Raw genomic sequence first — 21,114 nt, 5'->3', positions numbered from 1 at the left:
ACCAATGATCACAATGAATAATTTCAAACGGCCTCTTATGGCCGTTTTTGCTGGTGCTCTCACCACTTTGGCCTTTGCCCCTTATGGGATTTGGCCTCTCGCATTTTTCACCCCTGCAGTTTTATTCTATTTATTGCAAAACCAGCCCCTAAAGCGTGCGGTTATTCTCGGTTTTGCATGGGGATTTGGCCAATTTAGTACAGGAATTAGCTGGGTTCATATCAGTATAGATACCTTTGGCGGTATACCAAAAGCGGCGAGCTTGTTGTTAATGATCTTGTTGGTCAGTTATCTATCCTTGTTCCCTGCTCTATTTGCTCTCACGCTCAATAAGTTTTTCCCGCAGAGAAGTGCCCACAAATTTATTATTGCTGCACCGCTGTTATGGGTCACGATAGATTGGCTACGTGGTTGGTTATTTACTGGCTTCCCTTGGTTATGGCTCGGTTACAGCCAGATAGATGGCCCCTTAGCCTCCTTAGCTCCGGTTTTTGGTGTGGAAGCAATGACACTGCTTTCAGTACTGATCAGTGGCACTCTGGTATATGCGCTATTACAAAAGCAGTTAAAATGGCTGCTCGCCCCACTACTAGTGATGCTCGTCAGCCTCTCTCTGCAGTGGGCTAATTGGGTAACCCCCGTACCTGAAAGAGCCAAAGAGGTTGCTTTAATTCAAGGCAACATCGACCAAGCTACCAAGTGGATCCCACGGTACCGCTGGCCTAATATCATGAAGTATATGGATTTAACGCGTAAAAGTTGGGATGCGGATATTATTATCTGGCCAGAAGCTGCCATTCCAGCGGTTGAAGGGGGCATAACCCAATTTCTACACAATGCAGACAGTGCTGCACGTTTAAATAACGCATCAATCATTACTGGTATTGTCGGTCAAAGTGCCAGTGGACAGTTTTTCAATAACATCATTAGCTTGGGTGTTAACTCTGACGGTGAATACAATTACCAAACTAAAAGCCGTTACTCCAAGCACCACCTGCTCCCTTTTGGTGAATTTGTTCCTTTTGAGAGCATTTTAAGACCGATTGCTCCGCTGTTTAATCTGCCGATGTCCTCTTTTAAACGAGGCGACTACATCCAGCCTAATGTGGATGCGAATGGGGCTCAATTAGTGGCCGCTCTCTGTTATGAAATTGTCTACGGCGAACAGGTTAGGCAGAACACTACCGATGAGTCTGACTATATTCTCACACTATCAAATGATGCATGGTTTGGGGATTCAATAGGACCACTTCAGCACATGGAAATGGCCAGAATGCGCGCACTTGAGCTGGGTAAACCGCTGATACGATCCACCAATAATGGGGTTACTGCAGTGACCGATTATCGAGGAGACATTATCGAACAACTGCCTCAATTCAAAACCGCTGTACTACGTGCTACCGTCGTACCGACAGAGGGCACAACCCCTTACCGATTATGGGGAAGTTGGCCACTCTACCTATTGACTATCACCGGGTTAAGCCTCGCTTTCTGGCGACAAAGAGTGTATAAAATAACCGCATAGAGACAGCCGGCCTAAGGTTTAAGGGGTAATCGATTGAATGCTTCACCACCACACTGAGCGCAGACTTGAATGGTGCTCGCATGATTATACTCCTCTTTGTGGCCGCACTTTTCGCACACAAGCACACCTAAACCGATCATCTCACCACGTCGGTAAACACCTTGATGTTCAAGATCATCAAACATCTCAAACATCTCTATGCGGGTTTTATCAGTGATCTCCAGCAAGCCCTGCCAGATAGAGTTCGCCGTTAATTGGTAAAATGGCGATGAAGGGAAGCTTTTTTTACTCTCTTCATACTCCCGCGCAAACTCTTTCAGGTCACGTTTTAGATAACTGGCAATCAATGCCATCTCATCTTTTGTCATATCGCTAGCAGCTTCAGCATATTTTTCTGAGGTTGAAATCCACTTATTAAGCTCTTCGGGACTTTTTTCAATCGCACTTTTCATCTGCTCAAACAGCGCTTCGTAGCTTTTTTTATGCTCTGACATACTCAGTTCCCCTTTTTTTGTCACTATTCGACTCTCAATATGAATTAAATCCTTCTCGCTATTGTTGAGAATCGTCCCTTTAGTTATTCTATGTGGATATAATCTTGTCTGATCTAACCGATCTCACAAATCTCACAAATCTCGATTTATTACATTACCGGATATCATCGATGCAAGAGCAATATAATCCACAGGATATAGAACAAAAAGTTCAGAAACATTGGGATGACAATAAGACTTTTATTGTTAGCGAAGATCCTAACAAAGAGAAGTTCTACTGTCTCTCTATGTTCCCTTACCCTAGTGGCCGACTCCACATGGGTCATGTTCGTAACTATACCATCGGTGATGTTGTTTCACGTTATCAGCGTTTACAAGGCAAAAACGTCATGCAGCCTATTGGTTGGGATGCGTTTGGCCTGCCCGCTGAAAATGCGGCCGTCAAAAACAAAACGGCTCCTGCACCTTGGACTTACGAAAATATCGAATACATGAAAAACCAGCTTAAATTACTGGGTTTTGCATTTGATTGGGAGCGTGAAATCGCTACCTGTACGCCTGAATATTATCGTTGGGAACAAGAGTTCTTTACTAAATTATACAACAAAGGTTTAGTTTATAAGCGTACCTCTTCTGTCAACTGGTGCCCTAACGATCAAACCGTACTAGCAAATGAACAAGTTGAAGATGGTTGCTGTTGGCGTTGTGACACGCCAGTAGAACAAAAAGAGATCCCTCAGTGGTACATTCGCATTACTCAGTATGCTGATGAACTGCTTCGTGATATCGACAACTTAGACGGTTGGCCTGAGCAAGTAAAAACCATGCAGCGCAACTGGATTGGTCGCTCAGAAGGGGTTGAACTCTCTTTTGATGTGGAAGGTCAAGACTCTCCACTTGAAGTCTACACAACACGCCCAGATACCCTAATGGGCGTAACTTATGTTGCTATCGCAGCTGGTCACCCTCTTGCGACATTAGCAGCTGAGGATAATGCTGAACTTGCTGCTTTTAACCACGAATGCAAAAACACCAATGTTGCTGAAGCTGAATTAGCAACAATGGAGAAAAAAGGCATGGCAACAGGTCTTTACGCAATCCATCCACTAAATGGTCGCCAAGTTCCTATCTTTGTGGCTAACTTTGTATTGATGGATTACGGAACAGGCGCTGTAATGGCAGTTCCTGCACACGATCAACGTGATTTTGAATTCGCTAATAAATATGGTTTAGACATTGTTCCGGTCATCAAGCCTACAGACGGTAGTGATGTGGATGTCTCTGAAGAAGCCTATACCGAAAAAGGCGTACTATTTGATTCCGGTGAGTTTGACGGATTAGAATTCCAAGCGGCATTTGATGCCATTGCGTCGACGCTTGAAGCTCAAGGTAAAGGCAAAAAAACGGTTAACTTCCGCTTACGTGATTGGGGCGTTTCTCGTCAACGTTACTGGGGTGCACCGATTCCAATGTTAACCACTGAAGATGGTGAACTGCACACAGTACCGGCTGATCAACTGCCCGTTCTTCTTCCAGAAGATGTGGTAATGGATGGCGTGACAAGTCCAATTAAAGCAGATGCAGAGTGGGCAAAAACCACTTTCAACGGCCAGCCAGCACTACTAGAAACAGACACTTTTGATACCTTTATGGAGTCATCTTGGTATTACGCTCGTTACTGCTCTCCTCAAGCCGATGAGATGTTAAACAAAGAGGCCGCTAACCATTGGTTGCCTGTTGACCAGTATATTGGTGGTATTGAACACGCATGTATGCACCTTCTGTATGCTCGATTCTTCCATAAACTGCTTCGTGATGAAGATATGGTTGAGAGCGATGAACCTTTCAAAAAACTACTGTGCCAAGGCATGGTTCTGTCTGACGCTTTCTATTACGAAAATGCCAAAGGCACCAAAGTATGGGTATCTCCCGTTGATGTCACCATTGAGCGTGACGAAAAAGGTCGTATCGCTTCTGCCATTGACAATGAGGGCAATGCTGTAACCCACACTGGCATGATCAAAATGTCTAAGTCGAAAAATAACGGCATTGACCCACAAGAGATGGTCGACAAATATGGCGCTGATACCGTTCGCCTATTTATGATGTTTGCTGCCCCTGCAGATATGACATTAGAGTGGCAAGAATCTGGTGTAGAAGGCGCTAACCGCTTCCTTAAACGCGTATGGAAATTGGTTCAAACTCATACTTCAAAAGGTGCAACTGAAGCGCTTGATACCACGTCACTTAATGCTGGTCAGAAATCACTTCGTCGTGATGTTCACAAGACTATTGCTAAAGTGAGCGATGATATTGGTCGCCGTCAAACATTTAACACCGCAATTGCTGCCATCATGGAGTTGATGAATAAACTGACCAAAGCGCCACAAGAGTCAGTTCAAGATCGTGCGCTGTTAGATGAAGCCCTAAAAGCCATTATTCCGATGCTTTACCCAATGACACCACACGCTTGTTTTGAAATGTGGGAAGCATTAGGTGAATCAGATGTAGACAGCGCCGTTTGGCCCGTCGCTGATGAGAAAGCGTTAGTTGAAGATGAAAAACTGATCATTGTTCAAGTCAACGGAAAACTTCGTGCGAAGTTAACCGTAGCTGCAGACATTTCTAAAGAGGAAATTGAAGCGCTGGCCCTAAATGATGAGCACGTGACCAAATTTACTGATGGTTTAGCCATTCGTAAAGTCATCTATGTACCAGGCAAACTGCTTAACATCGTAGCCAACTAAGAGAAAGGATCGGTGAATAGCATGTTTTCTTTAAAAACAGCACTCCGTACCCTGCTTGTCGCGGTCGTCGTCATGACGACCGCTTCATGCGGATTTCATATGCGTGGCAGCTACTTGCTGCCTGATGATATCAATGAGATATCATTGACCAGTTTTGACCAATACAGTCGATTAACTCGTGAAGTACAAAAACAGCTACGAATGAACGGTATGCTTGAAGTCAGACCTTCTGATGTAATACCCAACCTTCACTTAATCAGTGAAAGTGTGGGTGAACGCACGCTCTCTCTGTATCAAAACAGTCGAGCAGCAGAAAAAGAGCTGACCTACAATGCAAGATATCGAGTGGTGGTTCCACAAAAAGGTAGCCGAGAGTTTACTACCACGGTCACTCGAAGCTACTTAGATAATCCGAAAACAGCCTTAGCGAAATCGGTTGAGCGCGATATGATTGAAGATGAGATGCGCGAGCAAGCATCGCGACAGATCTTACGTCAAATGGCGCGTTTAAAAGCAACCGACCTGACCGATGAAGAGGTGACTGAGGGAGAATCTCCAGCTCTTGAAGAGGCTCCCGCCAAGTAATGCGCACCTTTCCTGAGCAGTTACCACAAAAGTTAACTCAGCAACTGCATCAATCTTACTTGCTTTTTGGCAATGAGCCTCTATTAAAACTCGAGGCTCAAGACCAAATCAGAAAGAGTGCATATCAACAAGGGTTTGAAGAGAAACACGCTTTCACCTTAGACAAACAGGTTGATTGGAACCTGATCTTTGATTGTTGCCAAGCACTGAGCCTCTTCTCATCACGTCAAATCATTGAGTTGGAAGTCCCTGATTCAGGGCTCTCCACCACCAATGCTAATCAGTTAAAGGCTCTCATTCCACTGCTGCACAGTGACATCATTTTGATCATCATTGGCCCTAGAATTACTAAGGCACAAGAGAATACACAATGGTTTAAACAGAGCAGTAAACAGGGTCTTTTTGTCCCGTGCAATACGCCAGATAACCAACATCTCCCTCGCTTCATTCAACAACGCTGCAGTAAGCTGAACTTGATGCCCGATCCAGAAGCGGTGCAAATCCTGGCTCAGTGGCATGAAGGAAACCTACTCGCTCTGGCTCAGAGTTTAGAAAAACTGGCATTGCTCTATCCGGATGGCAAGCTAACTCTACTGAGAATTGAAGAAGCATTAAACCGAAACAATCACTTTACCCCTTTCCAGTTAACCGATGCACTCTTAGCCGGCAAAGCGAAACGAGCACAGAGAATATTAAGGCAGCTAGAAGCGGAGGGGATAGAGTTAATCATTCTATTACGGACCATCCAAAAAGAGTTGTTTCAATTGCTAAAATTGCACGAGGAACACTCACTTGGACTCTCGATGCAACAAGCGTTTGATAAATACCGAATATGGCAAAATAAGCGGACATTTTATCAAGCAGCACTACAAAGGTTGTCGTCAAAACGATTACAACAGCTTGTTTTACTGCTCACTCAAATTGAAATAAAAGCAAAAAGTGAATTTGGCAACGATACTTGGCCTCTCCTTGGCCAACTTTGCATCGATATGTGCAGTATCCAACCAATCACATTAACATCGACTGCATCACATTTAGTGTAGTAATCTGCAGCCGTGATATACTTCCGATCTTAAGAATTTTTACTGTAACAACCTTAAAGGTGACCACTTTGCAACATCAAGACCTACATAGCTTCATCATGGACAAAGTTGACGACATGAAAGCAGAAAACATCGTATCACTCGATGTTAGAGGAAAGTCTCCGTTAACAGACTTCCTAATTATCTGTACAGGGACGTCAAGACGACATGTGGCCTCTATTGCTAACAATGTCGCTATGGAAGCAAAGAAAACAGGCATCGCACCTTACGGCATGGATGGTGAAAAAGAGGGTGAATGGGTAGTCCTCGACATGGGTGACGTCATGGTTCATGTCATGCAAGAAGAGCACCGTGATCTCTATCAACTAGAGAAATTGTGGAGCTAGTCAGTGAAATTACAACTGATAGCTGTCGGTAATAAAATGCCGAAGTGGGTTGAGGAGGGCTATAAAGAGTATAGCCGCCGATTCCCCAAAGATATGCCACTAGAGCTGGTTGAAATCCCCGCAGGTAAACGGGGTAAAAATGCCGATATAGCTCGGATCCTTCACAAAGAGGGAGAGTTGATGTTGGCTGCAGTTCCCAAGGGTAATCGAATTATCACCTTGGATATTCCAGGAAAGCGCTGGGATACCGCCCAACTGGCGCAACAGTTAGATAGCTGGAAGCTCGATGGTAGAGATGTCTCCATTTTAATCGGCGGCCCTGAAGGACTTGCTCCCACCTGTAAAGCCATTGCAGATCAAAGCTGGTCACTGTCGCCGCTGACTCTCCCCCACCCTATGGTTCGTGTCGTTATGGCTGAAAGCTTATACCGAGCTTGGAGTGTTACCGCTAACCACCCTTATCATCGAGAATAGAGATAGATGAGACATAAGCGCATTCAAATTCGAGATTTTCAAGCAGAGTCCAGACTGTTTGTTCGACGTGCGATCGTCTCATTTATCGGTATTATCGTCCTAATAGCGGTATTGTTGACCAATCTATACAATATCCAGGTAAACAACTTCCAAGATTACAAAACTCGCTCCAATGACAACCGCATTAAAGTAGTGCCGATCTCCCCTAACCGTGGGTTAATTTACGACCGAAATGGTATTTTACTGGCTGAAAACCGTCCGGTATTTAATTTAGAATTAACCCCAGAAAAGATTGATAATATTGACGAGACAATAGCTAAACTCCGTCAATACTTAACGATCACCGATCAAAATATCGCCAGTTTTGATCGAGAGCGCAGACACACTCGCCGATTTAAATCCGTCCCGCTATTGACGCAAATAAATGAGCAGCAAGTTGCCATATTTTCTGTTAATCAACACCAATTCCCCGGCATTGAAATCAAAGCGTACTTAAAGCGTTACTATCCATATGGTTCCTCATTAACACATGTTCTTGGTTATGTATCTAAAATTAATGATAGAGACATTGCGCGTTTAGAGCGTGAAGAGAAATCCGCCAACTACCAAGCAACCCGCGATATTGGCAAACTGGGCATTGAACGCTTCTATGAAAGTGAACTGCACGGTACGGCTGGATACCAAGAGGTTGAAGTCAATAGCCGAGGTCGCATCATTCGTACCCTCAAGTACGTGCCGCCGATTCCAGGAAAAGATCTCACTCTAAGTTTAGATATCGAACTGCAATTATTTGTTGAGCAGCAGATGAATAATCGTCGCGGAGCCGCCATTGTCTTAGATCCTAAAGATAATGGTGTCACGGTCATGGTATCAAGCCCAAGCTACGACCCTAACCTATTTGTACACGGCATATCCAGTAAGGCTTACAACGCACTGCTAGAGGATCCTAATCGACCATTGGTAAATCGAGCCACACTCGGTATCTACCCTCCAGCATCGACCATTAAGCCTTTTATTGCAGTAGCTGCACTTGAAGAGGGCGTGGTAACGCCGTACACCACCAGAAATGACCCCGGATATTGGAAGTTGCCTAACTCAAAAACCAAACCATTTAGAGATTGGTTACGCTGGGGACATGGTCGGGTCAATTTAAAACAGTCGATAGAAGAATCTGTCGACACCTTCTTCTATCAAGTCGCCTTTGATTTAGGTATCGATAGAATATCCACTTGGATGATGAAATTTGGCTTTGGAGATTACACTGGTCTAGATATCCGAGAAGAGAGCAAAGCCAATATGCCCACCAGAGAGTGGAAGATGATCCGCCACCGTACACCATGGTATCAAGGTGATACCATTCCTGTAGGCATTGGACAAGGCTACTGGACAGCGACACCGATGCAAATCGCTAAAGCAACCTCTGTATTGGTCAATCGCGGCAAGGTGATTGCGCCTCATTTATTACGAAGTTCTAACGATCAAGGCATTGAGACGCCTGCTCAGATCGAAGCTTACCCATCCATCGATGGTGTTAAAGATAAATATTGGGATCTGGCCATCGAGGGTATGCATCTGGTTAACCATGGTAAGAAAGGGACGGCACGCCGAGCGTTTTATGGCAGCTCTTATCAATCGGCGGGAAAATCAGGCACAGCTCAGGTCTTCGGTTTAAAAGAGGACCAAGAGTACAATGCAGAGGATCTCTCTGAACATCTACGCGATCACGCTCTCTACACCTCGTTTGCACCGGTAGAGGACCCTGTCGCTGTTTTCTCTATCGTTCTTGAAAATGCCGGAGGTGGTTCAAGTCAAGGTGCACCAATCGCTCGTAAAGTATTTGACCACATGCTGTTAGAAAAAAAGACTGATAAAGAGACTGATAAAGAGAGTAAGCAATGAGAATTGATCACAACGCAAACGGCGGAAAATCATTCTTTGAACGTATTCATATTGATCTCCCTCTATTGCTGGGCATTCTCTGTCTAATGGGGTTTGGTTTACTCATCATGTACAGTGCCAGTGGCCAAAACTGGGCAATGATAGATCGCCAAGTAATGAGAATGGGGCTGGCCTTAGTGGTCATGCTAATACTGGCTCAAATCCCACCGCGAACCTATGAAGGTGCTGCGCCCTATCTATTTTTCGTTGGCATTATGTTGCTTTTAGGGGTGTTATTTTTCGGTGAATCGTCCAAAGGAGCACAGCGTTGGCTCAATTTGGGTTTTGTTCGATTTCAGCCATCAGAACTACTAAAGCTTGCGGTTCCGTTAATGGTTGCCCACTATATTGGTTCAAAGCCGCTCCCTCCTACGGTCAAAACATTGTTTGCTGCGCTGATTATGGTGTTTATTCCGACCATCTTGATTGCCAAACAACCGGATCTCGGTACCTCTATCTTAATCGCTGCTTCAGGTATTTTTGTCATTTTCTTAGCGGGTATCAGTTGGAAAATCATTAGTCTTTCTGCCGTTGCGGTGGGTGGATTTATTCCAATTTTGTGGTTTTTCCTAATGCGCGATTACCAGAAGGTGCGTGTACAGACTCTATTTAATCCAGAGTCGGATCCTCTCGGCGCGGGTTATCACATTATTCAATCTAAAATTGCGATCGGGTCAGGTGGGCTGTTAGGCAAAGGGTGGTTACAAGGTACTCAGTCTCAACTCGAATTTATTCCAGAAAGACACACCGATTTTATTTTTGCCGTTATCGCCGAGGAGTGGGGCTTAATTGGTGTCACGATGTTACTGGCGTTATATCTGTTTATTATCTGCCGTGGCCTTATTTTAGCGAGCCAAGCACAAACGGCGTTTGGCCGCATGATGGCAGGCAGTATTGTGTTGAGCTTTTTTGTCTATATTTTCGTAAATATTGGAATGGTAAGTGGAATCTTACCCGTAGTAGGTGTTCCACTGCCGCTGATCAGTTATGGTGGCACCTCCATGGTGACTCTCATGGCAGGATTTGGCATATTAATGTCCATTCACACCCACAGAAAAATGTTATCTAAGGCTTCTTAATGCGTTTACTGCTCATTATTTTCACATTCATGCTGACGGCATGTGGTACAACACCGTCTAATAATAACGATGATCCTAATGCGGGTCGTTATAGCTTAGAGCATGATATCGCCCCTGAGAATGCTGATATTCCAGAGTTCGCCACCGCCGATGCCATTCCTGTTTATGAACAAAAAAGCTTATATGGTAATAAAGACTATCGTTTACGTGGTATTGATTACACCATAGTGAAAACACCAAGAGGATTTACACAAGAGGGCCTGACTTCTTGGTATGGCAGCAAGTTTCATGGACATACGACCTCTAATGGTGAAGTGTACGACATGTATAAAATGACGGCTGCTCATAAAACCTTACCGATTCCCAGCTACATTAGAGTGACCAATAAGGATAATGGTAAAACAGCGATCGTAAGAGTGAATGATAGAGGTCCATTTCATGCCGGTCGAATTACCGATTTAAGCTATGCTGCGGCCTCGAAGTTAGACGTACTTAAAACAGGAACCGCTAGAGTTAAAATAGAGGTCATTACCGTTGAGAAACCTGACAATATTGAAGATTGGTTACCTCCGTTTCCTGATTACTACTACATACAAGTGGCGGCCGGAAAAAATATTGACTCTTCAAGAACTTTAGCCAAGAACTTAGGTCAAACTTTTGAGTCACCTACCGACATTAAACAGGTGAATTCTATTTACAGAATTCGGTTAGGTCCATTTGTTGAACATGAAAAAGCCACAGAACTGTTAAAAAAAGTGAGAGCTTCTAATTACAAAACAGCCTTTATTAGTCAAGAAAAACAACAAAATAAATCTGAGTAGGCTTTCAAATAATACCAAATACTCTTAAAACTCGAACGCCAATCCTGCTATGTGATTCTAATCATGAACTCTGGTATGATGGCGCTAATTCACAATTCCTATTGAGTGTAGCTATTACCATCATGAAAATTTCCTTAAAGCAGTGTAAAGCTCTGATATTATCAACCTTAATGCTCTCTTCGAGCTTTGCCATCTCAGCCCCAACCGTTGTACCGAATGCACCCTCTATTGCGGCAAAAGGGTTTGTATTAATGGATTTTAATTCCGGTAAAGTCATTGCAGAATCCAATATAGACAAACGCCTTCATCCTGCAAGCTTAACCAAAATGATGACCAGTTACGTTATCGGCCAAGAGTTAGAAAGCGGAAATATCTCGTTAGATGACGATGTAGTTATCAGTAAAAATGCGTGGGCGAAAAACTTCCCTGGCTCTTCTAAAATGTTCATCGAAGTGGGCTCTATAGTCAAAGTCAGTGAATTGAATAAAGGTATTATCATTCAATCTGGAAATGATGCTTGTGTCGCGATGGCTGAACATGTCGCTGGCTCAGAAGATGCATTCGTTGATTTGATGAACGCTTGGGCCCAGAAGATTGGTATGAAAGATACCCATTTCGCAAATGTCCATGGGCTAGACAACAACAACCTATATACCACACCACGTGATATGGCTCTGCTTGCTCAAGCGCTAATACGTGATGTGCCTGAAGAGTACCGTGTCTATTCAGAAAAATCGTTCACTTACAACGGCATTACCCAGTACAACCGAAATGGTCTGTTGTGGGATAAGAGTATGAATGTGGATGGCATTAAAACTGGTCATACAGACAAAGCTGGTTTCAGCCTTGTTAGTTCAGCAACTGAAGGAAAAATGCGTTTAGTCAGTGTCATTATGGGCACCAAAAGTGGTAACGCTCGTAAAGCTGAAAGTAAGAAGCTTCTAAACTACGGCTTCCGCTTCTTCGAAACAGTCTCACCTCATAAAGCAGATGAAACTTTCGTAACTGAAAAGATCTGGATGGGTAAAACTGACGAAGTAAATCTAGGGGTTGCCGAAGATACTTTTGTTACCCTTCCTCGCGGTCAAGCGAAGAAACTAAAAGCGAGCTTTGTGTTAGAAAAAGAGCTATCCGCACCACTAAGCAAAGGTGAAGTCGTTGGTAAACTCTACTACCAAGTCGATGGAAACGACATTGCAGAGTACCCACTGTTGGCTTTAAACGATGTTGAAGAGGGTGGCTTTTTTAGCCGTTTGATCGATTACATTGTGCTAATGGTGCAAGGTTGGTTTAAATAGTATTGCTAATGCTTTCACTGTAATCTATTGAATAACTATTAGGCGGCTAATCCCCGCCTTTTTTGATCTTGTCAACTAGCCCCTCAACCAGTACTATTCCCACCAAAGTTTTAGATTATTTGTACACACTTGGAGTAGACCATGACCGAGCAAGCCAAACTCAAAGATTTACTAGAGTTTCCATGCCAGTTTTCATACAAAGTAATGGGTTATGCTAAACCAGAGCTTCCTGAACTTGTTTTAGAAGTCATTCAGCGACATGCTCCTGGCGACTACAGTCCAACCGTTAGACCAAGTGGTAAAGGCACTTATCACGCCGTATCGGTAACCATCACTGCAACCTCAATTGAACAAGTTGAGATTCTATATAAAGAGTTGGGTGACATCGACATCGTACGTATGGTGCTATAACTACAGGTAATCATTGTGACAACACTCAGAATAAAGCATTTAGGTCGTCAAGATTATCAACCTGTCTGGCAAGCAATGCATGACTTTACTGACAGTCGTGATGAGAACAGCCTGGATGAAATCTGGTTAGTCGAACACAACCCCGTCTTTACTCAAGGTCAAGCGGGAAAAGAGGAGCATATCCTCCAGTCGAGCAGTATCCCGATCGTAAAAAGTGATCGCGGTGGCCAAGTTACTTACCATGGTCCAGGTCAACTCGTCGCTTATGTCATGATTAATCTTCGCCGAAAAAAATTAGGGGTTAGAGATCTAGTCACCCATATTGAAAATACGGTGATCAATACATTAGCAACGTTTGACATTGCATCGGCAGCTCGACCTGATGCACCTGGTGTTTATGTCAATAACAAAAAAATATGCTCGTTAGGGTTACGAATTCGAAAAGGCTGCTCTTTTCATGGACTGGCCTTAAACATTAATATGGATTTAACCCCGTTTTTGCAAATTAATCCATGTGGTTATGCAGGAATGGAGATGACACAGGTCAGTACTCAAGGTGGCCCGGCTCAGCTGTCAGAGGTTGAACCGGTACTCATTCAAGAATTAGCGACATTGCTGGACTATCAATCGGTTCAGTATGAAATGGATAGCGACGTTACAGGTAGAGATGAATCATGAGTAAACCAATACAGATGGAAAAAGGGGTCAAGTACCGTGACGCCGATAAAATGGCTCTTATCCCGGTAAAAAATGTAGTGACTGAACGTAAAGACGTTTTGCGTAAACCCAGTTGGATGAAGATCAAGCTGCCTGCTGACAGTAAGCGTATTCAAGACATCAAATCAGCACTGCGTAAAAACAACCTAAACTCAGTCTGTGAAGAGGCCTCTTGCCCTAACCTTGCTGAGTGTTTTAATCACGGTACCGCTACCTTTATGATTTTGGGTGCTATTTGTACTCGCCGCTGCCCGTTTTGTGACGTAGCCCATGGCCGACCAAATACGCCTGATGCACAAGAGCCGAAGAAACTGGCTCAAACCATCAGAGATATGAAGCTAAAATATGTGGTGATTACCTCCGTGGATCGCGATGATCTTCGAGATGGTGGTGCACAACATTTTGCTGACTGTAATCGTGAGATTAAGGCGTTAAACCCTGAGATTCACATCGAAACCTTAGTGCCTGATTTCCGTGGCCGCATGGATGTTGCTCTGGATTTACTAAAAAACAATCCACCGGATGTTTTTAACCACAACCTTGAAACGGCGCCTCGTCTATACCGCAAAGCTCGCCCTGGCGCGAACTATAAGTGGTCACTGGATCTGTTGAAGAAATTCAAACAGCAGCACCCTGATGTCCCAACGAAATCGGGTGTGATGATGGGGTTAGGTGAGACTAAAGAGGAGATTGTTGAAGTTCTTAAAGATCTTCGTGAGCATGGAGTCACCATGTTAACTCTTGGTCAGTACCTAGCACCAAGTCGCCATCACCTTCCAGTAGAGCGCTATGTTCCGCCTGAAGAGTTTGATGCGTTAAAAGAGATTGCACTAGAGCTTGGCTTTACGCACGCCGCTTGTGGCCCGTTTGTGCGCTCTTCCTACCACGCCGATATGCAAGCACAAGGAAAAGAGATTAAGTAATAGAGAGACAAAAGAAAAGAGGCAGACAATGCATCATTGTCTGCCTCTTTTTTATGTCTGAACAGAGACTAAGGTCGAACCAGGTAGTTTGCTTTGCCCACCCACTTATAACTGGTTAACTCTTCCAATCCCATTGGGCCACGGGCGTGGAGTTTCTGGGTAGAAACGGCAACTTCAGCGCCTAAACCAAATTGAGCACCATCGGTAAAACGGGTGGAGGCGTTGACATAAACCGCCGCAGAACCCGCCGAGTTAATGAAAAACTCCGCCGATTGAATATCATTGGTCATGATCGCATCAGAGTGGCTGGCGTTGTGGGTTTGCATGTGCGCGGCTGCCTCTTTAACATCCGCGACTACTTTCACCCCTAAGGTATAACTCAACCACTCTGTGTCGAAATCATCCTCTTTTGCAGCAGCTAAATCAGCCGCGTCGCAAGCTTGTAAAATTGAGTGCGCTTTAGTCTCAGCCACTAACGATACTTGACCGTTAAGCTTTTCGACCAACAGAGGTAAAAATGCTTCAGCAACACTCTCATGCACTAACAGGGTATCCAGCGCATTACATGCCGATGGACGTTGAACTTTCGAGTTTTCAACCACTGCCAGTGCTTTTTCAAGATCGGCACTCTCATCAACAAAGATATGACTGATACCAAAGCCGCCGATAATGACGGGAATTGAACTGTTCTCTTTACACATTTTGTGCAAGCCAGCGCCGCCACGAGGAATGATCATATCAACGTAATCGTCCAAACGCAGGAGTTCGGAGACCAATTCACGATCGGGTTTATCAATATACTGCACCGATGCGGCTGGTAAATTCGCTTTCTCTAGGGCGACCTGAATCACCTTGACCAGCTCCATGTTGGAGAAGAAGGTCTCTTTTCCACCTCGAAGAATGCTGGCATTCCCTGTTTTTAAACATAAAGCAGCAATATCGATAGTGACATTAGGACGCGCTTCATAGATAACGCCAATCACCCCGATTGGCACACGGCGACGTGATAAAGCCATGCCGTTCTCTAATATTTTACTGTCCATCTCACTGCCAACAGGATCATTAAGGCTAATGACATTACGAACATCACTGGCAATATCAGTCAATCTTTGCTCTGTCAGTAATAAACGATCTATCATTGCAGCAGGTAATCCTGCCTCTTTAGCTGCATCAATGTCTTTACCATTAGCGGATAAAATAACCGCCATATTACGCTCTAGTTCATCGGCAATGATTGAGAGTGCTCTGTTTTTTTGTGCTGTCGATACTGTCGACAACTCGAATGCAGCTTGTTTGGCTGCTTGTCCCATCGCTAATAAACTCACACGACTTCCTTTTAAATTAATACCAGATCATCTCTATGAATGGCAGGTCCATACTCATAACCTAAAGCGCTATAAATATCTTGACTGTGAAGGCCTAAAATTTTGTTTAGATCTTCACTTGAGTATCTTGAAATGCCTCGTGCGACTAACACGCCGGATTGGGTGGTAATTCTTGCCACTTCACCGCGTTGAAATACACCTTTTACTTGAGTAATTCCTTTTGCAAGCAGGCTGCTGCCACGCTCTTGAACCGCTTTCACCGCCCCATCATCAATGATGATATCTCCCGCTTGTGGAGGGCCTGCTAGAATCCAACGCTTTCGGCTCTCTAAAGCGCACTCTAAAGGCAAAAAACGAGTACCGTGTGATTGCGACTCAACACTGTCGATGATGACGTTTGTAGCACTGCCTGCTGCCACGATAACCTCAATACCTGCACGTCTAGCTACATCAGCAGCTTGTAGTTTAGTCGCCATGCCACCAGTCCCTAATGTGGTGCCGCTACCACCTGCTATTTTTCGCAGGGTTTCATCAATGGTATGCACTTCACGAATTAACTCCGCATTCGGGTTGCTTCTAGGGTCTGCAGTAAATAGGCCCGGCTGGTCGGTCAATAACAGCAACTTATCCGCGCCAGCAAGAATGCCCACAAGTGCTGACAAGTTGTCGTTATCCCCCACCTTGATCTCAGTGGTCGCCACCGCATCATTCTCATTCACAATAGGTACAATGTCATGCTTTAACAGTGCATTAAGCATATCTCGTGCATTAAGGTAGCGCTCACGGTCATCAAGATCAGCACGAGTTAATAGCATCTGGCCAACATGAATGTTGTAGAGGTTAAACAGACTTTCCCACGCTTGGATTAGACAACTTTGACCAACAGCAGCTAACAACTGCTTATTAGCCATGGTTTTGGGTAATTCGGGGTAGTTTAAGTGTTCTCGCCCTGCGGCAATGGCACCTGAAGTGACAACAATGATTTTGTGTCCCTGTTTTTTCAACACGGCACACTGACGAACCAACTCAACCATGTGCGCTTTATCTAATGATAAACTGCCACCGGTGAGTACACTGGTCCCTAACTTAACGACGATTGTTTGTTGCTTACCACACATCCGTAAATTCACTTTTCCAAATTACATGCTCAGAACACTGTTTTTATCAATCTACTGAGCAGATAACAAGTGGAAAAGGTGAATTCAGGTCATTTTTAAACTAATAGCGTCAAACAGCAGTTTTTTTCACTGTAATATCGAGGTCAAAATTACTTTTTAGTGATTCTGCCAATTTTTCAATAAATTCGTCTAGCAAGGTTTGTAGCTCAGCGTGGTGCTCTTTCGGTACTTTTTTTGGCTGCCACTCACCGTCAAGATCATAGAGACCAAATTTGTAGTGAGCTGTGCAGCCACTCTCTTCTACGGTGAGTTTGAACCACCAGCCCCAGAACTCTCGTTTATCTGGTTCTGCTTCAACGTCTAGACAGACACCCAAGCTATCAAAAAAATAGCAATTCTCTTCGGTTTTCAGCTTCCTCAAATAGGGGCCTAATGCTAAAAACGTAGACTGAAGACGACCTTGAGTAGGAACTTTAAAAGTTGTAGTCATAAGCACTTCCTTCCTTAGTTTTGCTAGTGTCTACAATTAAATTAACATATTTACAACAAGATAAAAGTCATTTTGTTCAAAAAAACCATAATTAACTCAACAATCTAATGCCTCTTTTACCCACGCCAAAGTCATATCAAGCGCTTCATCATAACCTGCATGTAGGGTTTTCGAGGATATCTCTACCGCTTCTCCTCCCTGACTATGACGAGCAACCACTTTGTTATCTTCTAAATTGGAAATTGGGTCCCCTTCAAGATTTAACGATAAAATCTTCACCGGTGCTTTTCTTCCTCTAAAGAAGCCTTGATTTTTTAATGACCATGCATTCATATGGGTCGCTAAGCTGTTTATATCTACTGAGCGCTTACCCACACGAGAAGCGATGACATCGAGGTACATCTTGGGTAACTGAGAGAGTTTTTTGGCATCAGAGTAGGCTTTATGAACCGGAGCGCCTAACGCCACACACGCTTTAATTTTGTTCTGCTCAATAAAGGAGAGACGTATTGCAACATTTCCGCCGAAACGGAAACCGACCACAGCGACATTAGTATCATCAACCCAAGGAACCTGTTTGAGGTGATTCAACACCGCTTGGTGTAAGCAGCTAGAATCTTCACTCAGTGGCCAATGACTGCTCAGCCCAACTGATGGCATATCTAACGTCAACATTGCCAATCCATTTGGCCCTAGATAATCTCGGAAAAAACGCCACATGTCGGTTTGCAAAGAGTCTAACCCCCCACTAACCATCACTACTGGTAGGGGGTTATCAGTATGAGGAAGGTGGAGGTTCGCCTTGATCATCTTGCCTTTATACGGCACTTCAATCACTTTTATGATATAGGAAGAGTGATCGATTGCGTCTTTATAAGCACGGTTTGCTAGCAGTTGCGCTTGATCAGCAAGCGCATCCCCTTTGAGGTGCGGGTACCCGGCAATGCTGAAATAGAGGCTCGCGGTAAACAGCGACTCAGCCGCCTCTTCACCTTGTTGCGTCTCCGCTAACTTTTTGTACTTCGTGGCCGCTTTTGTCCACTCATAAGCCCAGTTTCCAGTTCGATAACCGGGAACCGTATCCAGCATGAATGGTATGGTTCTCTCTTTATCAGATACTGCAATATGCGAGAGGATAAACTCCAGTTCTATAGGATCAACGCCCTGCCAGCTCCACTGAGGTCGTCTAAGATCTCGGTACCAACAGTTACTGGTGATTAACTCCATCCTCTGATCAAGAATCGTTTGACTACTCGGCAGATAATTGACGATAGTGGATGTTTCTGCTGTCTGTTTATTCTTTTTAAATAGAGCCGTGGATAAGTTCTGGCTATCAGAATCTGTCATTTAATACTCCGGAGGAAAACGGTCTAATACCTCAGGTGAGTATATCGCTTATTTCAGACAAAAAAAATGACCTCTATTGAAGAGGCCATTGATAAAACGAGTTAGGGTTCTTACCCTTTGCAGATAGGATCAACAAAGGTGACAGCCATATCCCATGGCTGCTCAATCCACGTCTCTTGAGGGATATCAACCACGTACTCATCCACCAAGTGTTTACCGGCAGGTTTTGCACATACTGTGATCAATTTACCTTTCGGGTACATTTCACGAAGTTTAATCGCTGTCTCACCGCTGTCGACTAAATCGTCAACAATCAAGAAGCCTTCACCATCGCCTTCAACCGCTTTAAGAACGGTCATATCACGTTGGTGGTCATGATCGTAGCTAGAGATACAAACCGTATCAACATAACGAATATTAAGCTCTCTTGCCAAAATTGCGGCTGGCACTAATCCACCACGGCTAACGGCAATAATCCCTTTCCACTGCTCTGCAGGAAGTTGACGCTCAGCTAGCTGTCGCGTATACGTCTGCATGTTATCCCAAGTAATTATAAACTTATTAGTCATTTTTCTGACAAACCTCTAAAGAGTAACTTTACTAAGTGCCCACTACATCATGAACGTAAATTTTAATGCAAAAACAATGGCCAATACCCAGACACTGATATGAACATCACGGCCTTTACCACTTAACAGTTTGATCACCGCGTAAGAGATAAAACCAAGAGCGATTCCATTAGCAATAGAGAAAGTTAGCGGCATTAACAAGCATACAACCACTACGGGTGCAGCCTCTGTTAAGTCTCTCCAATCAATACTGACTAAACCAGACATCATTAAAATGGCTACGTAAAATAGCGCACCTGCTGTTGCATACGCAGGAACCATACCTGCAAGTGGCGAGAAGAATAGAGCAAGTAGAAACAAAATGCCAACAACTACTGCAGTTAATCCTGTACGACCACCAGCAGAAACACCCGCAACACTCTCTATATATGAGGTGGTATTTGACGTTCCCAATAGTGCCCCAACAGAGGTCGCCGTACTATCTGCTAATAAGGCTCTGTTTAAACGAGGAATTTTTCCATCTTTACCCACTAAGTTCGCTTTTTGTGAAACCCCGACTAAGGTGCCAGCAGTATCAAATAGATCAACGAATAAAAAAGCAAAAATAACAGAAATTAGACCAACATCCAGTGCACCAGAGAAATCCAATTGTAAAAATGTCGGTGCAAGGCTTGGCGGCATTGACATAACGCCTGCATATTGAACATCACCAAAAATCAGCCCTAGTGCAGTCACCGCAATAATCGCAATCATGACTGCGGCTTTGAAACCACGATCAACTAACGCGATAGTGATAAAAAAGCCAACGGCAGCAAGAATCGGGTGAAGGTGTGTCACATCGCCCATAGAAACTAGCGTCGCTGGATTATCAACCACAATGCCTGCATTTTTCAGCGCTATCAACGCAAGAAAAAGGCCGATACCCGCTGAGATCCCGGTTCTAAGAGCCATTGGGATAGCGTTAATGATCCACTCACGAATCTTAAAAATACTCAGCAAGATAAAAAGCAAGCCCGAGATAAATACCGCAGCCAATGCCACTTGCCATGTATGCCCCATACCGAGTACCACAGTATAAGTAAAGAAGGCATTTAGCCCCATACCGGGTGCTTGAGCAATTGGGTAATTCGCCACGAGTCCCATAATGAAACAACCAATAGCTGCAGCTAAACAGGTAGCAACAAATACTGAGCCCCTGTCCATCCCTGCATCAGCAAGAATCGCCGGATTAACAAAAATGATGTACGCCATGGTTAAAAAGGTGGTTAACCCAGCAATCACTTCTGTACGAAAAGTGGTGTTATTGGCTTTCAGTTGAAATAGCTTTTCTAGCATTGTCTCGCTTCCTAGGGAAATTATACGGTTAAGTAAACGATTACGTAATCGATTGCGTGCAATTATAGTGATTAGACCTGTTAATATCTAGTTCTTATCACAAATATAATTGATAAAACTAATAGTTATATCAATGTTCAATGAGAGCTTATATTGCTGTTAGCGACGTATAGTGGGGAGATCAGCAGACAAAAAAAACCGCCAGTCTAATAGTAGACGGCGGTGAAAAAATAACACAAATGGTTATGAAGATTTATTTAGTAGCCAAAGCTAGTTGGGTACTTAAAATTACTGGTATAAATTGAACGGGTATTCCAGTAACTTGAAGAATTAGTGCCTTTCATAGCAATCTCCTAATCGTAATAAAAACAAAGTCGAATCAGATGATTCGGTCGTTCTCGGTTCCTTGGAGGCGATATTCGGACTCATCCTTTGAGCATTTATATACATTTGCCTGAAGCAGGTTGTATTATAGGATAAATATGATAC

21 protein-coding genes are annotated in these 21,114 nt (G+C 43.9%); 13 read left to right on the top strand and 8 right to left on the bottom strand.

Annotated elements, in window-relative coordinates; translation table 11 throughout:
• The first annotated feature begins 4 nt into the window (after positions 1-4).
• Positions 5-1,525: an apolipoprotein N-acyltransferase gene (lnt, locus tag L4C32_RS15580; protein WP_428197817.1), complete on the top strand. Its 1,521-nt coding sequence runs from the start codon at positions 5-7 to the stop codon at positions 1,523-1,525.
• 11 nt (positions 1,526-1,536) lie between these two features.
• On the opposite strand, the gene L4C32_RS15575 is transcribed toward lnt, so the two are convergent.
• Positions 1,537-2,019, bottom strand: a complete 483-nt coding sequence (locus L4C32_RS15575) for a zinc ribbon-containing protein (RefSeq protein ID WP_428197816.1) — start codon at positions 2,017-2,019, stop codon at positions 1,537-1,539.
• Between the two features lie 170 nt (positions 2,020-2,189).
• Here L4C32_RS15575 and leuS point away from each other — a divergent pair, with 170 nt between their 5' ends.
• The 12 genes from leuS (at position 2,190) to lipA (ending at position 14,441) form a co-directional block, all read left to right on the top strand.
• On the top strand, positions 2,190-4,766 hold the full coding sequence (gene leuS / locus L4C32_RS15570; protein ID WP_428197815.1) for a leucine--tRNA ligase: 2,577 nt from the start codon (positions 2,190-2,192) through the stop codon (positions 4,764-4,766).
• A gap of 21 nt (positions 4,767-4,787) precedes the next feature.
• The gene (locus L4C32_RS15565) at positions 4,788-5,351 is read left to right on the top strand and encodes an LPS-assembly lipoprotein LptE (protein ID WP_428197814.1); all 564 of its coding nucleotides are present in this window, start codon (positions 4,788-4,790) and stop codon (positions 5,349-5,351) included.
• Positions 5,351-6,394 (top strand): DNA polymerase III subunit delta, encoded by a 1,044-nt coding sequence (gene holA, locus L4C32_RS15560; protein ID WP_428197813.1) that lies wholly within the window; start codon positions 5,351-5,353, stop codon positions 6,392-6,394. The genes L4C32_RS15565 and holA overlap by 1 nt, the downstream gene beginning before the upstream one ends.
• 68 nt (positions 6,395-6,462) lie before the next feature.
• On the top strand, positions 6,463-6,780 hold the full coding sequence (gene rsfS, locus L4C32_RS15555; protein ID WP_489672087.1) for a ribosome silencing factor: 318 nt from the start codon (positions 6,463-6,465) through the stop codon (positions 6,778-6,780).
• A 3-nt stretch (positions 6,781-6,783) separates the two neighbouring features.
• Entirely contained in the window at positions 6,784-7,254 is a 471-nt protein-coding gene (gene rlmH / locus L4C32_RS15550) for a 23S rRNA (pseudouridine(1915)-N(3))-methyltransferase RlmH (RefSeq protein WP_428197812.1), read from the top strand.
• Between the two features lie 6 nt (positions 7,255-7,260).
• The gene (gene mrdA, locus L4C32_RS15545; protein ID WP_428197811.1) at positions 7,261-9,153 is read left to right on the top strand and encodes a penicillin-binding protein 2; all 1,893 of its coding nucleotides are present in this window, start codon (positions 7,261-7,263) and stop codon (positions 9,151-9,153) included.
• Positions 9,150-10,271 (top strand): rod shape-determining protein RodA, encoded by a 1,122-nt coding sequence (gene rodA, locus L4C32_RS15540; protein WP_428197810.1) that lies wholly within the window; start codon positions 9,150-9,152, stop codon positions 10,269-10,271. Before mrdA ends, rodA begins: the two co-directional genes overlap by 4 nt.
• Complete coding sequence (locus tag L4C32_RS15535; RefSeq protein WP_428197809.1) at positions 10,271-11,092, top strand: septal ring lytic transglycosylase RlpA family protein; 822 nt, start codon at positions 10,271-10,273, stop codon at positions 11,090-11,092. The genes rodA and L4C32_RS15535 overlap by 1 nt, the downstream gene beginning before the upstream one ends.
• Before the next feature lie 122 nt (positions 11,093-11,214).
• A complete protein-coding gene (locus tag L4C32_RS15530; protein WP_428197808.1) occupies positions 11,215-12,390 on the top strand; it encodes a serine hydrolase in 1,176 nt (391 codons plus the stop codon).
• 141 nt (positions 12,391-12,531) lie between these two features.
• Entirely contained in the window at positions 12,532-12,801 is a 270-nt protein-coding gene (ybeD, locus tag L4C32_RS15525; protein WP_428197807.1) for a DUF493 family protein YbeD, read from the top strand.
• A 12-nt stretch (positions 12,802-12,813) separates the two neighbouring features.
• Complete coding sequence (gene lipB, locus L4C32_RS15520) at positions 12,814-13,479, top strand: lipoyl(octanoyl) transferase LipB (RefSeq protein ID WP_428197823.1); 666 nt, start codon at positions 12,814-12,816, stop codon at positions 13,477-13,479.
• Entirely contained in the window at positions 13,476-14,441 is a 966-nt protein-coding gene (gene lipA, locus L4C32_RS15515) for a lipoyl synthase (RefSeq protein ID WP_428197806.1), read from the top strand. Before lipB ends, lipA begins: the two co-directional genes overlap by 4 nt.
• A 68-nt stretch (positions 14,442-14,509) precedes the next feature.
• Here lipA and L4C32_RS15510 read toward each other — a convergent pair whose 3' ends face one another.
• The 7 genes from L4C32_RS15510 to vcdP form a co-directional block, all read right to left on the bottom strand.
• Positions 14,510-15,766: a glutamate-5-semialdehyde dehydrogenase gene (locus L4C32_RS15510; RefSeq protein WP_428197805.1), complete on the bottom strand. Its 1,257-nt coding sequence runs from the start codon at positions 15,764-15,766 to the stop codon at positions 14,510-14,512.
• Between the two features lie 11 nt (positions 15,767-15,777).
• Complete coding sequence (gene proB, locus L4C32_RS15505; RefSeq protein ID WP_428197804.1) at positions 15,778-16,884, bottom strand: glutamate 5-kinase; 1,107 nt, start codon at positions 16,882-16,884, stop codon at positions 15,778-15,780.
• A 109-nt stretch (positions 16,885-16,993) separates the two neighbouring features.
• On the bottom strand, positions 16,994-17,374 hold the full coding sequence (gene crl, locus L4C32_RS15500; RefSeq protein WP_428197803.1) for a sigma factor-binding protein Crl: 381 nt from the start codon (positions 17,372-17,374) through the stop codon (positions 16,994-16,996).
• 96 nt (positions 17,375-17,470) lie between these two features.
• Positions 17,471-18,721, bottom strand: coding sequence for an esterase FrsA (gene frsA / locus L4C32_RS15495; protein ID WP_428197802.1), 1,251 nt, complete (start codon positions 18,719-18,721; stop codon positions 17,471-17,473).
• A gap of 110 nt (positions 18,722-18,831) precedes the next feature.
• A complete protein-coding gene (gene gpt, locus L4C32_RS15490; RefSeq protein ID WP_428197801.1) occupies positions 18,832-19,290 on the bottom strand; it encodes a xanthine phosphoribosyltransferase in 459 nt (152 codons plus the stop codon).
• A gap of 42 nt (positions 19,291-19,332) precedes the next feature.
• Positions 19,333-20,625 (bottom strand): NCS2 family permease, encoded by a 1,293-nt coding sequence (locus tag L4C32_RS15485; RefSeq protein ID WP_428197800.1) that lies wholly within the window; start codon positions 20,623-20,625, stop codon positions 19,333-19,335.
• A gap of 257 nt (positions 20,626-20,882) precedes the next feature.
• Positions 20,883-20,969 (bottom strand): small protein VcdP, encoded by an 87-nt coding sequence (gene vcdP / locus L4C32_RS20805; protein WP_489672088.1) that lies wholly within the window; start codon positions 20,967-20,969, stop codon positions 20,883-20,885.
• Positions 20,970-21,114 lie beyond the last annotated feature (145 nt).

Origin of the sequence: Aliivibrio kagoshimensis (assembly GCF_050337105.1) — a bacterium.
GTDB classification, from domain to species: Bacteria; Pseudomonadota; Gammaproteobacteria; order Enterobacterales; family Vibrionaceae; genus Aliivibrio_A; species Aliivibrio_A kagoshimensis.
Note: the sequence above shows the minus strand (reverse complement) of the source record. Positions and strands in the feature narration are given on the sequence as shown.

Excerpts from the sequence above, each read along its gene's own strand:
- L4C32_RS15565 (WP_428197814.1), top strand. The coding sequence starts at position 4,788 with ATGTTTTCTTTAAAAACAGCACTCCGTACCCTGCTTGTCGCGGTCGTC.
- gpt (WP_428197801.1), bottom strand. The coding sequence starts at position 19,290 with ATGACTAATAAGTTTATAATTACTTGGGATAACATGCAGACGTATACG.
- L4C32_RS15535 (WP_428197809.1), top strand. The coding sequence starts at position 10,271 with ATGCGTTTACTGCTCATTATTTTCACATTCATGCTGACGGCATGTGGT.
- crl (WP_428197803.1), bottom strand. The coding sequence starts at position 17,374 with ATGACTACAACTTTTAAAGTTCCTACTCAAGGTCGTCTTCAGTCTACG.
- vcdP (WP_489672088.1), bottom strand. The coding sequence starts at position 20,969 with ATGAAAGGCACTAATTCTTCAAGTTACTGGAATACCCGTTCAATTTAT.
- L4C32_RS15530 (WP_428197808.1), top strand. The coding sequence starts at position 11,215 with ATGAAAATTTCCTTAAAGCAGTGTAAAGCTCTGATATTATCAACCTTA.
- proB (WP_428197804.1), bottom strand. The coding sequence starts at position 16,884 with ATGTGTGGTAAGCAACAAACAATCGTCGTTAAGTTAGGGACCAGTGTA.
- lipA (WP_428197806.1), top strand. The coding sequence starts at position 13,476 with ATGAGTAAACCAATACAGATGGAAAAAGGGGTCAAGTACCGTGACGCC.
- ybeD (WP_428197807.1), top strand. The coding sequence starts at position 12,532 with ATGACCGAGCAAGCCAAACTCAAAGATTTACTAGAGTTTCCATGCCAG.
- leuS (WP_428197815.1), top strand. The coding sequence starts at position 2,190 with ATGCAAGAGCAATATAATCCACAGGATATAGAACAAAAAGTTCAGAAA.
- holA (WP_428197813.1), top strand. The coding sequence starts at position 5,351 with ATGCGCACCTTTCCTGAGCAGTTACCACAAAAGTTAACTCAGCAACTG.
- lnt (WP_428197817.1), top strand. The coding sequence starts at position 5 with ATGATCACAATGAATAATTTCAAACGGCCTCTTATGGCCGTTTTTGCT.
- mrdA (WP_428197811.1), top strand. The coding sequence starts at position 7,261 with ATGAGACATAAGCGCATTCAAATTCGAGATTTTCAAGCAGAGTCCAGA.
- rodA (WP_428197810.1), top strand. The coding sequence starts at position 9,150 with ATGAGAATTGATCACAACGCAAACGGCGGAAAATCATTCTTTGAACGT.
- frsA (WP_428197802.1), bottom strand. The coding sequence starts at position 18,721 with ATGACAGATTCTGATAGCCAGAACTTATCCACGGCTCTATTTAAAAAG.
- L4C32_RS15485 (WP_428197800.1), bottom strand. The coding sequence starts at position 20,625 with ATGCTAGAAAAGCTATTTCAACTGAAAGCCAATAACACCACTTTTCGT.
- L4C32_RS15575 (WP_428197816.1), bottom strand. The coding sequence starts at position 2,019 with ATGTCAGAGCATAAAAAAAGCTACGAAGCGCTGTTTGAGCAGATGAAA.